A 12,909-nucleotide genomic window follows, 5' to 3' on the forward strand; every position below is an offset into this window, starting at 1 on the left:
TGTGGCGTCAGCGCAGCGGTTCCACGACGAGTACGAGCGCGGGTGCGCCCTGTCCTCGGATCCGGGGTGGGTGCACCATCCGGCGCCGTCGGGGTTCCTGACGTCCCGGCTGCCGACGACCGCGCTGGCGTCGGGTTCGGTCGGTGCGCTCGCGTCGGCGGTGAATCGGTTGCTCGTGGCCCGTGGCCGTGAGCCGCATCCGTGGTTTCTCGATTCCGAACGGATCGCGGCGTCGTTCGCGGGCGAGAAGGTGCTGCGGATCGACGGGCAGCCCGTCGCCGGGTTCGCGCCGATGTCGGGGTTCTTCGCGGCGTCGGACGGGTGGGTCCGCACGCACGCGAACTATCCGCACCATCGGCTGCGGCTGCTCGCGGCACTCGACCTTCCTGCCGACGCCGATCCGGGCATGCTGTCGACCCGGGTCGGTGAACTGACCGCGCAGGAGGTCGAGGACCGGTGCACCGAGGCGGACGCGGTTGCGGCTCGGGTTCGCAGCGAGGACGAATGGGCCACGCACCCACAGGGACTGGAGGCTGCGCGCGGGCCGCTGGTGACGATGACGACAGCGGACGGATGGCACGAGGGCGCGGTGCTGTCGGTCGCCGACCCCACCCGCCCGCTTGCGGGCCTGCGGGTACTCGACCTGACGCGGGTGCTCGCCGGTCCGGTCGCAGCCCGCGCGCTGGCCTTTCTCGGCGCCCAGGTGCTGCGCGTCGATTCGCCCCACCTGCACGAGATCGACTGGCAGCACCGTGACACCGGGCAGGGCAAGCGGACGACGCTGCTCGACCTGACGCTCGACGAGGAGTTGTTCGCGATGCGCGCACTGCTCGAGACCGCGGACGTGCTCGTCACCGGCTATCGCCCGGGCGCGCTCGACCGGTTCGGGCTGACGGAGCGGCCGGGACTGGTGCACGGGTCGGTGAGTGCATGGGGCACGAGCGGCCCGTGGGCTCGGCGACGCGGCTTCGACTCGATCGTGCAGGCCGCGTCGGGAATTGCGCTCGTCGAGGGCGGTGAGCGTCCAGGCGCGCTACCGGTCCAGGCCCTCGATCATGCGAGCGGCTACCTGCTGGCGGCGGGCATCGTCGACGCAGTGGCGCTGCGGGTCGGCGACGGCCTGGGGCGTTCGGTTTCGGTCTCGCTGGCACGAACCGCTCACTCCCTCCTCGGCGCTCCGGGGCGGGTGGAGCAGCCTCCGGCGCCACTCGCGCCCGGCGCGGCCGCGACCGTCACCCACGGCGCGATCACCTCTGCGCGTCCCGCACTTCCCGGACGTGCCGAGTACCCGTTCCCGGCTCACGACTGGGGTGCCGATGCGCCGCACTGGGTTTGAGGGGGGTGAGAGGATCTGTCCGTGCGTGAACACCATTACGGCCTCGAGGTGACGTGGACCGGGAATCTCGGCTCGGGTACTTCGTCCCCGACGAAGTACAGCAGGGACCATCATGTCGCCGCAGACGGCAAACCGCCGGTCCTCGCCAGTTCGGATCCGGCATTTCGTGGTGACCCAGGACGCTGGAACCCCGAGGAACTGCTCGTCGCGTCCATCTCCGAATGCCACATGCTCTGGTTTCTCGGCCTTGCCGCCGCGGACGGCATCGTCGTCACGGAGTACACCGACCGTCCGACCGGAACCATGGTCGAAGAGGCGGGCGGGGCGGGGCAGTTCACGTCCGTCACCCTTCGCCCCGAGGTGGTCGTCGCGCGCAGTTCCGGGGACGCGGGGGACGTGATCGCGGCGGTCGCGGACCTGCACCGGCGTTCGCACGAGACGTGCTTCATCGCCCGCTCCGTCAACTTCCCCGTCCGGCACGACCCGACGACGCGAATCGAGGACTGACGTGGCGCCGACTCCCCTGTTCGTCGACGTCGACACCGGGATCGACGACGCTCTTGCACTGCTGTACCTGGTCGCCAGTCCGGATGCCGAGATCCTCTCCGTAGCGAGCACGGCGGGCAATGTGCCCACCGCACAGGTCGCTGCGAACAATCTGGCCTGGCTGGACCTGTGCGGCAGGCCCGACATCGAGGTGACGCTGGGTTCACCGGTGCCGCTGACCGACGACCTGCGCACCACCGAGGACACCCATGGACCACAGGGGCTCGGCTACGCGGTGCTGCCACCGTCGACACGCGCGCTCGCCCAGCGTGACTCGGCCACCGCGTGGGTCGAGATCGCCCGCTCGCGCCCCGGTGAGGTGACGGGCCTGGTGACCGGACCGATGACCAATCTCGCGCTGGCGCTGCGGATGGAGCCCGAACTGCCGCTGCTGTTGAACCGGCTGGTCGTCATGGGTGGCGCGTTCAACCATCCCGGGAACACGACACCGAAGGCGGAGTGGAACATCTCCGTCGACCCCGAGGCCGCGAAGGTGGTGTTCGACGCGTTCAGCGCGGCACCGCCCGACCGCAGGCCTCTGGTGTGCCCGCTCGACATCACCGAGACCATCGAGATGCGACCGACCCATCTACGCCGGCTCGCCGAGGCCGCAGGCAGCACGCCGGTCGAGCTGATCACCGAGCAGGATCCTCCCGGAACACGCTCGCGTACAGCCAATCCCGTCCTCCGCGCGCTGTCCGATGCCATCCGCTTCTACCTGGAGTTCCACCGCGACCACGGGCAGGGATTTCTGGCGCACATGCACGATCCGTTCGCGGCGGCCCTCGCCCTCGACCCGGCCCGAGCGACGACCAGACCCGCGACCGTGGACGTCGAACTCATCGGGACGCTGACCCGCGGCTGCACGGTCGCCGACTGGCACGGCATGTGGGGACGTGCACCGAACGCCGACATCGCGGTGGACACCGATCCCGAGGCGTTCTTCGACGACCTGATCGACCGCATCGGGTCCCGCCTGTGTCAAACGGCGGATATCTGATCGCATCATTGTAATGTCAACCGCGCCGTCGGTTCTCGCCGACAGCGAGCGACGAGAGAACAGAGCGGGGTGCCATGCGCAATCACCGACGGGTACTTGTGGTCCTGGCCGTGGTGCTGGCTCTGCTGGGCGTGCCGGTGCTGGCCGCCGCCCAGACCACCACGCCGGTCCCACCGGCCCAGCCGCTCGCGCTGGTGTACCGGGGTCCGGCGTCGGTGCCGGGCACCGCGGAATCCGTTGCCGTGGTGCTGCGCAACTCACCGTCCAAGTTCCGGATCGAATACGTCGGCCCGAACGACACCCCGATCACCGCGGCCACCCTGGCCCGCGCCACCGTCTTCGCCCAGCCCGGCGGACCGAGCCTGAGCACCGCGTGGAAGGCGATGAAGCCGTACTCCACGCTGATCAAGAACTGGATCGCGGCCGGCGGCAACTATCTCGGCTTCTGCGTCGGCGGCTATCTGGCCGGTGCCACACCGGGGTACAACCTGCTGCCCGGTGACACCTCCCAGTACAGCGCGAAGCGCGGCGCGACGGTGTGGGACACCAAGCCCGCGCGGTCGACGATCGTCTGGCGGGGAACCGAGTACACGACCTACTTCCAGGATCCGCCGGCCTTCGAGCTCAACGCCGGGCACGGCGCCACCATCCTCGGCACGTACAAGGGTGGCGAGGTGGCCGCGCTCGCCACCGACTACGGCAAGGGCCGGGTCGGCGTCGTGGGCCCGCACATCGAGGCCGACAAGAGCTGGTTCGTCGACGACGGGCTGTCCCCGGACGGTGCGGTGAACCCGCAGCTCGCGTACGACCTGATCGAAACCACCGTGCGCGGCAACAAGACCGCCACCACGACCCCGCCGGCAACGACTACCACGACCGCCCCGACGACCACCGCCGTCCCGGCACCGACGACCACTGCCGTCCCGGCACCGACGACCGTCGCGGCACCGATCACCACCACACCCGCCGCGCCCGCCACTCCGGCTCCTGCGCCGGTCGCACCGGTCGCACCCCAGGTCACCGCCCCTGCCGTGCCCGCACCCACGACGACCGCACCCGTCGCCGTCGCCCCGTCGCCCACGACGACGACCACACCGCCGGCCCCGACCACTTCGACCCCGCTGCCGGCCACCACGACGCCGACCCGCGCGCCGCTGCCGTGGCCGTTCGACCGGCTCTCGGAAGTGCCCTTCCTGCAACCGTTCCTGACCGGCTACGACGCAACCGCGGCGCCGGTGCCACAGCCCGCACCGTAGAAGGCCAGCACACAACGCGATCAGCTCGACCTTCGCCTCGGTCCGGTCCGTCTGCGCCGACGCGGACTCCGGCGCGGGCACCCGCTCTCGCGCGAGCTTCCGGCCGGGCAGCGTACAGCCGAATGTCGACGACGAGCGTCGACAGTCGGCAGCCCGCGGGACCCCACCAGGGCGGTCAACACCGCGCCCACGGTGTCCGGATTAGCCTCCGGGTGTCCAGCGGCCCTCCCATGCGCGCGCACCCGACTGTGACCGCCGCCACTTCCTAACAGGAAGAACGGGTGAACCCGAGGGTGAAATATCCCGAACGACGTGCACCGAAGGATGTCGCACACCACCCCCGCCGCCCAGGATTCCCGGGGCGAGAATCGCCGAAATGTCCAGCACGAACGGAACAAAAAGGTCATTTCCGGACCCCGCCGTCGCGGCCCGACCCGCCGTCATGGACAATCGTCCAGAAATTTCGGGAGCGTGATTGACTGTGGCACTCGAAAGTCAATTAGCCAGTAATTAGCTCCGAAGGATGTCGATGTCAGGCGCGCAGACGCACCCGTCAGCGGACCACACTCACGGCACCGGCACCCGGCCGCGCCGCCTCGAGCACGTCTTCGAAACGGCCTGTGACCGGACCCCGCACGCGACCGCCCTCCTCTGTGAGGAAGCCGCATTCACCTACGCCGATCTCGAATGGCGAGCGAACCAGCTGGCGCACCACCTGATCAACGTGGGCGCGGGCGTCGGCGCACGGGTCGCGATCCTGCTCGAGCGTTCACCGCACACCTATGTCGCCCTGCTCGCCGTGCTCAAGGCGGGCGCCGCGTTCGTCCCGATCGACCCGGCCTCCCCCGCCGACCGCGTCGACTACATCACCCATGACGCGGGCGTCGACCTCGTCCTGACCAGCGCGTCGTTCGCCGGCCTTCTCGAACCGCTCGGCGTCCCGTGGACGGAGATCGACGGCGAGGCGGACCTGATCGCCACCCAGCCGGTCACCCGCCCGACTTTCGAGGTGGCACACCGCGATCCGGCCGCCTACATCATCTACACATCGGGTTCGACGGGGCGACCGAAGGGTGTGGAGGTCGCGCAGTCCAGCATCTGCAACTTCCTCGACATCGTGCCCACCGTCTACGACGTGCAACCGACCGACCGCGTCTACCAGGGCATGACGATCTCCTTCGACTTCTCCATCGAGGAGATCTGGCCGACGTGGGCGGTGGGCGCCACCCTGGTCGCCGGGCCGACCGGCGCCGGTCGCCTCGGCGGTGAACTGGCGGACTTCCTCGAAGGCAACGGCGTCACGGTGCTCTACTGCGTTCCGACGCTGCTCGCGACGATTCCGCGCGAATTACCACTGCTGCGCAACATTCTCGTCGGCGGCGAGGCATGCCCCCGCGAACTCGTCGAGCGGTGGGGCCGCCCGGGGCGCCGGATCCTGAACACGTACGGCCCCACCGAGGCCACCGTCACCGCCACCTGGTGCGAGCTGGTTCCCGGCCGCCCGGTCACGATCGGTGTCCCGCTGCCGACCTATTCGTGCGTCATCCTCGACGAGGACCGACGCGTCGTCCCGGACGGCGAGGTCGGTGAGCTCTGCATCGGCGGCCCCGGGGTCGCACGCGGCTACATCGGGCGCCCCGATCTGACGGCGGACAAGTTTCTCGACCTTCCGGAGAGCGGCATCGCCGGCCGGATCTACCGGACCGGTGACCTCGCGCGCTGGACCGAGTACGGCGAGATCGAGTATCTCGGCCGCGCGGACAGCGAGGTCAAGATCCGCGGTCACCGAGTCGATCTCGGTGAGATCGAGAGCGTGCTCCTCGTCGACGAGGACGTCGCCAGCGCCGTGGTGTCGCTGGTGACGGTCGCCGACGTCGAGCAGCTCGCCTCCTGGGTGGTGCTGATGCCGGGCACGGACGCGGGCCCCTTGGCCGTCGCCGCCCTCCTCGCACGGCTCGACGCGGAAACCTCCCGGCGACTGCCCGACTATATGGTCCCGACGTTCATCGACATCGTCGACGAGCTGCCCATGATGCCCAGCGGCAAGGTCGACCGCCCTCGCCTGCCCGCGCCGACCGGGCGCCGGCTGTCGGGCCCCAGTGGCCCGGTCGTCGCCGCGGGTACCGACGTCGAACACGACCTGCGTGGACTGTGGGCCGACCTGCTCGGCCTTCCTGCCGGCGAGGTGTCCGTCGAAGCCGACTTCTTCACCGAACTCGGTGGCCACTCCCTCGCCGCCGCGCAACTGGTCACCCGGTTGCGAGAGAGCGGACTGCATCCGAGCGCCGGCATCCGGGACGTGTACGCGAATCCCACGATCCGCGCGATGGCCGGGGCCCTACCACCGGGCGTGGGCCCGCACGCGACGGGAGGCGGTCCCCCACCCCCGATCCCGCCTGTCGAACGCGCCGGCCGCGAACCGATCGGCAACGCCGCCGTCCGCCGCGCCGGCACGGTCCAGGCACTGTTCGTCCTGGTGGTGCTGCTGGTCGTCACCATCCCGGTCTCCATCGTCTACCGGGCGCACGACGGCCAGCCGTCGTTCGACGCGCTCGTCGACCTGCTGATCGCAACCATCCCCTCCTATCTCGGCGTGCGCTGGGTGCTGCCCGTCATCGCGATCAGACCGCTGTCCGCCGGCATCCGACCCGGCCGCTACCGGCTCTGGGGCGCAACCTATCTGCGGCTGTGGATGGTCGACCACCTGATGATGCTGGCGCCGATGCCGGTGCTCAGCGGGTCACCGCTGATGGCCCCGTTCCTGCGCGCGCTGGGAGCGCGGGTGGGCTCCGACACCCACATCGGGACGTCCATCGTCTCGTTCCCTGCGCTCGTGGACATCGGCGCCGGCGCGTCGATCGGGACCAACACCGACATCCGGCCGTGGCGGGTGGCCGGCGGCGAGGTGGTCGTCGCCCCGATCTCGGTCGGCGACCATGCCTACGTCGCCGCCAACTGCGTCCTGGACCCGGGGGCCGCCGTCGGTGACGGAGCGATGCTCGGCGACCAGTCGGTGCTCGCCGACGGCGCCTCTCTCCCGCCCGGCACACGGTGGACCGGATCGCCGCCGCAGCGCGTCCGCACCCTCGACCCGCGGGTCGAGGCGATGGCCGCCGACGAGCCCGCGCCCGGCTGGGCCCCGATGACGTTGCTGCTGACCGCCTTCGGCGTCGTCACCCTCGAGGCACTGGCCATCGCGACCATCGTGCCCAGCCTCGTGCTGGTGTGGGCGGTGCTGCTCGAATACGGCATGATCGCGTCACTGCTCGCCACTCTGGCATCCGGCGCGGTCTACGTGGCGAGCGTGTGCGCGGTGGTCGCGCTCGGCAAGAAGCTGATCCTGCCGTCGCTACCGGTCGGCACCTTCCCCGCCGCGTCGACCCTCGGCGTCAAGAAGTGGGTCACCGACAAACTGTTCGAGATGAGCCTGCTCTACACGAACACGCTGTACGCGACGCTGTACACCGTGCCGTGGCTGCGCGTCCTCGGTGCCCGGGTCGGTCGCGGCGCCGAGGTCTCCACCGTCTCGCACATCGACCCCGACCTGCTCACCATCGGCGAGGAGAGCTTCGTCGCCGACATGGCCAGTCTCGGCGGCAGCACGTACTGCAACGGCCGGATGACGTTCGCACCCACCGAGGTCGGCACCCGGGCGTTCATCGGCAACGCCGCGGTCCTGCCCAGTGGCATGCGCACGGGTGACGGCTCCCTCGTCGGCGTGCTCACCGTGCCGCCCGCGGAGGGCGTACCGCCCGACACGTCGTGGCTGGGGAACCCGGCGTTCTACCTGCCCGCCCGGCAGGACAGTGGCGAGTACTCCGAGCAGGAGACGTTCGCGCCCAGCAGTTCCGTCGTCGCGCACCGGTGGTGGATCGAGTTCTTCCGGATCGTGCTGCCGCCCACGGTGATCGGCGTCAGCCTGTACTTCTACCTGCTCGGCCTGTCGCTGATCGCCCGCAGCAGCACCCTGACCTGGACCATCCTGGCCGCGCCCGGGCTCGCCCTGTTGACCGCGCTCGGCGTGGTGCTCTTCGCCGCGGCGGTGAAGAGCAACCTGGTCGGCAGCTACCGTCCGCGGGTGGAGCCGCTCTGGGCCAAGTTCGTCCGCCGCTCCGAGTTCGCGACCGGCATGTACGAATCCGCCGCCGTGCCGGTGCTGCTCAACCAGCTCACCGGGACCCCCTTCCTGCCGATGATCCTGCGCTGGTTCGGGGCCGGGATGGGCAAACGGGTGTGGATCGGCACCACCTACCTCACCGAGTTCGACCTCGTGCGGGTCGGGGACGACGCGGAGATCGGCGCCGGGGTGTCGCTGCAGACCCATCTCTTCGAGGACCGAGTGATGAAGATGTCGACGGTCACCGTCGGCGCCGGAGCGACCGTCGGCACCCGCGCGGTGGTGCTCTACGACGCGATCGTCGGGCCGCACGCCGAACTCGGAGCGCTGTCGCTGCTGATGAAGGGCGACGAACTGCCCGCCGACACCCGCTGGGAAGGCATTCCGGCACAGGCGGTGCCCGCGTGAGGTACTCCCGGCACCGCCCCCTCGCCCTCGTGTACCGCGGCCGCGGCGCCACCCTGCCCGGCAGCGCCGAGTCGGTTGCCGCGCTCCTGCAGCGGAGTCGCTGGAACTTCGACGTGCACTACGTCGGCCCGCGCGAGTACCTCCACCTCACCCCGGAGGTCCTCGGGTGCGCGGCCGTGTACGCCCAGCCCGGCGGCGACGAGCTGGTCCCGGCCTGGCGCCGCATGCGCCGGCACCGTCCCGTCGTCCGGGACTACGTCCGCGGCGGGGGCCGGTACCTCGGGTTCTGCCTCGGCGGCTACCTCGCCGGCGCCACCCCCGGTTTCGACCTGCTGCCCGGCGACACCGACCAGTACATCGCCACGGCACGGTCCGAGGTTCCCGGCACCGAGGCCAGAGTCGTCGACGTGCGCTGGCGGGGACGACCCCAGCCGATGTACTTCCAGGACGGGCCGACCTTCGCGCTGCCGCCCCATTTCCCTCCCGGGATGCACGTGCTCGCCGCGTACGCGAACGGCGAGGTCGCCGCCCTGACCGCCCGTTTCGGCGAAGGCCGCGTGGGAGTCGTCGGCCCCCACCCCGAAGCGGACGCCGCCTGGTTCACCGATTCCGGACTGCCCACCCCCGCCGACGTCGGCACCGCCGCCGGCCTCGACCTGATCGATGCGGTGATGACCCGATGAGCACGCAGACCACGACCGCCGCCGAGACGCGCGGCACCCGCACCCGTCCGTACCGGCTGACCGGTGTCGACCTCGCCCGCGGCATCGCCGTCATCGGGATGGTGGCCGTGCACTCGCTGATCCCCTACGGCGACGACGACCAGCCGACGCTGATCTACCGGATCTCGGCGGGGCACGCCGCGGCGATCTTCGCCGTCCTGGCCGGCGTGTCGATCGCCTTCCTGTCCGGACGCGCCCGGCAGCGTCCCGGCCCGCGCGCGTACGGCATGTCCGCCGGCATCGCCGCCCGCGCCGCCGTGATCGGGGCGATCGGCCTCACCCTCGGCTACACGAACATCGACTACGGGGTGGTGATCCTGGGCTACTACGGCGTGATGTTCCTGCTCGCGATCCCGCTGATCTTCCTGAGCACCCGCACCGTCGCGGTGATCGGGGCGGCGAACGCGCTGCTGATGCCGGTGGTGAGCCAGCTGGTGCGCCCACACCTGTCCGAGGGCCTCACCCGCCAGCTGTCGTGGGAGACATTGCTGCACAAACCCTTCGCCACGGTCGCGGACCTGCTGTTCACCGGCGAGTTCCCCGCACTGGTGTGGATGACGTACGTCTGCGCCGGCCTCGTGATCGGGCGGCTCGACCTGCGGTCGCCGCGCATCGCCGCCACTCTCGCCGGGGTCGGGGCGGCGCTCGTGCTCGCGGCGTCGGTGATCTCGTGGATGTTCCTGCACCCGTTCGAGGGCCTGGACCGCCTCGTCGAGGCGTCCGGCGCCGACATCGTCGACGAAATCCTCGCGTTCGGGTCCGACGGCTGGGTGCCGACCGATTCGGGGTGGTGGCTGACGGTGTCGGCACCGCACACCGGAACCACCTTCGACCTGATGTCCACGACCGGCAGTTCCCTGCTGGTGCTGGGGTTGTGTCTGCTGCTGTTCCACGTCGGAGGCGCGGCGCTGCGCGTCGTTCGGATCGTCACGGCCCCGGTCGTCGCGATCGGGACCATGTCGCTCACCGCGTACGTCGGGCACATCATGTTCGTCAACTCCGACTTCGACGTGTACGGACCGTGGGACGGCTACCTGCGCCAGCTGCTCGTCATGGCGGTCGCCGCGGTCGCGTGGCGGGCCACGGCCGGCCGCGGACCGCTGGAGGGTCTCGTCCGGTCGATCACCACCCGGGTCCGGCGCATCGTCGAAGCGCGTGCCAGTGCCCGGCAGGCGCAGTCGTGAGCCCCGTCAGCCGGCGCCGGCTGCTGCTCGGCGCGGTCGGTGTCGGCGCGGTCGGCGCGACCGCCGCCGTGACCCTGCCCCGCTGGCTCGAGGACGACCGCCCGGTCGCCCTCGTCTACCGGGGTCCCGCGACCTGTTCGGGGTGCGCGGAGTCGGTGGCGAGCCTGCTCGAGTCGGCACCGACCCCGCTGCGGCCGGTGTACGCGGGCCCCGACGAGAACATCGACGTCACCGCCGAATCCCTCGCCGGTGCGGTGGTGTATGCGCAACCGGGCGGCGGAACGCTGAAGTCCGCCTGGCGGCACACCCGCTCGTACGCGCCTGCGCTCCGGGACTGGGTGTCCGGCGGCGGCACCTATCTCGGGTTCTGTCTCGGAGCCTATCTGGCGGGAGGAGACCCCGGGTACGGCCTGTTCCCCGGCCGGGTGCGGCAGTACATCGGCACGGACGGCGCGACCGTCGACGACACCGAGGACGCGATCGTCGAGGTGACCTGGCGGGATCAGCGGCGGCACATGTACTTCCAGGACGGCGCGACGTTTCGGGTCGCCGATGGCGACTTCTCCGCCGTCGGAGCCACGGTCCTGGCCCGCTATCCCAACGACACGGTTGCCGCGGTGGTCACGCCGTACGGCAACGGCCGCGTCGGACTGGTCGGCCCGCACCCGGAGGCGGACGAATCCTGGTACCGCGGACCGGGTCTGACGAACCCGGACGGCATCCGCTTCGACCTCGGCCACGACCTGATCGAAACCGCGCTGCAGCGCTGACTCGCCTGTCCTGACGCCGGCGGCCGACCGATCCACACCATCTGCAACCCCTTCCAGGATCAGCGGTGTTGCAACGCCCGATTGAACTGGCCCGACCGATCAGTTCCGCCTGATTACAGTCAGGACCTATGGGATTTGATACATACGTCGATGTTGGGGACCGGACGGTCGTGGAGTACCGCAAGCAGACCGGAGACCTTCCACGGTTCTTGTTCACTCGCGACGACCTCGACATTCAGTTCTCGGAAGTATCACACGGGAGACCAACCGATGTGATGTTTGAGAGCACAGCCGGAGAAGTGCTTCAGAATCTCGAGGAGCAAGGTCTTGGGTGGGATGCGAGTGTTGCTGCGTACACCGCGGTCCGGGACGGATCGTTTTCTGAAGCCGCGCTTAGAGGGATGTACGCGGCACGTGCATACCGATCCGCTGAGGACGAATCCGAAGCCGCGGCCGAGGCTCTGAAAAGCGTAGATGAACGACTTATGACCGAGAGATCCTCTTCCCCGGAGGAGGATCTCTCGTCACTTGGGGCGATTCTCTCTGCGCAGTGGCTCGATTCGAATCAAGAGGAGGTCCTCGTATTCAAGGACCTCCTCTACGACGAGCCCTTAGAGGTGACCTTTACGACCTTAGACGACGCGATTCAAGCAGCGGAGAATGCTGGGTATCCACCTCTGCCCGTAGCCCGTGCTGTCGAGACCATCGCCGTTCTCTTTCGCGAGGCACGACTCGTTGCCTGGCCCATGCTGGTGGCTGTGCTGCTCCAGCACCTTCCAGCCGATACAGGCGTTCGCTACGTACTCACCGAGGGCATCGCCGAATTCGATATGCACACTAAAGACGAGACAGAGGATTTTATCGACGGCTACTGGAGCGCGACTGGTGGCGGAATCGCGAGCTACGCACGGAACCTCGGGGTGCTATTCGGCGCTCTGGCTGACTTCGAAACGCGCCTCGGACCTCACTACTGGTTCGGACAGGCAGCTACAGCATTGAGGCAACTGGACGAACTCAATCAGGACCGAGCGAAGAGCTCATCAAAGGCTCGAGGAGACGCGCTGGAACGTCTCATGGAATCACTCTTGCAGACCGAAGCGCCTCAGCTGACAGTGACCGAAAAGAACTTCAGCACCCGGGAGGAAGAGATCGACCTCGTGCTGAGGAACAATCTGCCAGCCCCGTTCTGGACATCGCAGAACAGCCCCTACATTTTTGTGGAGTGCAAGAACTGGAAGTCGCCCGTGGGTGTTGCCGACCTTAGAACTTTCGAGTCCAAGATCGATGATCGCAAGTCCATCGTAAAGATCGGAATCTTCGTCTCCTCTGCTGGCTATTACAAAACCTTCGTAGAGCGGCTAAAGAGTATTCAGACGAAGGGTATCGGTCTCATATACGCAGTCACTCTCGATGACATCCGAGGTCTGGTCGGCCGCCGCGAGCGTCTCTCTGATTGGTTGCTGAATGATGGCGCTATGCGCGCCTTCCACGCCGAAGGGATACCAGACCAGCCCTGATCCCCGGCCTGATCTGGTCAACCTTCCAGCGTCACACGCGTCAGCAGCGGATA

At 69.1% G+C, this 12,909-nt stretch carries 9 protein-coding genes; all 9 read left to right on the forward strand.

Annotated elements, in window-relative coordinates; translation table 11 throughout:
* Position 1: 1 nt before the first annotated feature.
* The 9 genes from ACWDU4_RS10030 (at position 2) to ACWDU4_RS10070 (ending at position 12,856) form a co-directional block, all read left to right on the forward strand.
* Positions 2–1,336: a CoA transferase gene (locus tag ACWDU4_RS10030; RefSeq protein WP_450113740.1), complete on the forward strand. Its 1,335-nt coding sequence runs from the start codon at positions 2–4 to the stop codon at positions 1,334–1,336.
* A 21-nt stretch (positions 1,337–1,357) separates the two neighbouring features.
* Entirely contained in the window at positions 1,358–1,843 is a 486-nt protein-coding gene (locus ACWDU4_RS10035; protein WP_450113741.1) for an OsmC family protein, read from the forward strand.
* A gap of 1 nt (position 1,844) precedes the next feature.
* Positions 1,845–2,882 carry a nucleoside hydrolase gene (locus ACWDU4_RS10040; RefSeq protein WP_450113742.1) on the forward strand — a complete coding sequence of 346 codons (1,038 nt, stop codon included), beginning with the start codon at positions 1,845–1,847 and terminating at the stop codon, positions 2,880–2,882.
* Between the two features lie 74 nt (positions 2,883–2,956).
* A complete protein-coding gene (locus tag ACWDU4_RS10045) occupies positions 2,957–4,138 on the forward strand; it encodes a BPL-N domain-containing protein (RefSeq protein ID WP_450113743.1) in 1,182 nt (393 codons plus the stop codon).
* Between the two features lie 529 nt (positions 4,139–4,667).
* Complete coding sequence (locus tag ACWDU4_RS10050) at positions 4,668–8,663, forward strand: Pls/PosA family non-ribosomal peptide synthetase (protein ID WP_450113744.1); 3,996 nt, start codon at positions 4,668–4,670, stop codon at positions 8,661–8,663.
* Positions 8,660–9,346: a BPL-N domain-containing protein gene (locus tag ACWDU4_RS10055; protein WP_450113745.1), complete on the forward strand. Its 687-nt coding sequence runs from the start codon at positions 8,660–8,662 to the stop codon at positions 9,344–9,346. Before ACWDU4_RS10050 ends, ACWDU4_RS10055 begins: the two co-directional genes overlap by 4 nt.
* The gene (locus tag ACWDU4_RS10060; RefSeq protein WP_450113746.1) at positions 9,343–10,569 is read left to right on the forward strand and encodes a heparan-alpha-glucosaminide N-acetyltransferase domain-containing protein; all 1,227 of its coding nucleotides are present in this window, start codon (positions 9,343–9,345) and stop codon (positions 10,567–10,569) included. Before ACWDU4_RS10055 ends, ACWDU4_RS10060 begins: the two co-directional genes overlap by 4 nt.
* Entirely contained in the window at positions 10,566–11,339 is a 774-nt protein-coding gene (locus ACWDU4_RS10065) for a BPL-N domain-containing protein (protein ID WP_450113747.1), read from the forward strand. Before ACWDU4_RS10060 ends, ACWDU4_RS10065 begins: the two co-directional genes overlap by 4 nt.
* Before the next feature lie 128 nt (positions 11,340–11,467).
* Positions 11,468–12,856 carry a restriction endonuclease gene (locus tag ACWDU4_RS10070; protein WP_450113748.1) on the forward strand — a complete coding sequence of 463 codons (1,389 nt, stop codon included), beginning with the start codon at positions 11,468–11,470 and terminating at the stop codon, positions 12,854–12,856.
* Positions 12,857–12,909: the final 53 nt, after the last annotated feature.

This window comes from Rhodococcus sp. NPDC003348, from assembly GCF_053589375.1.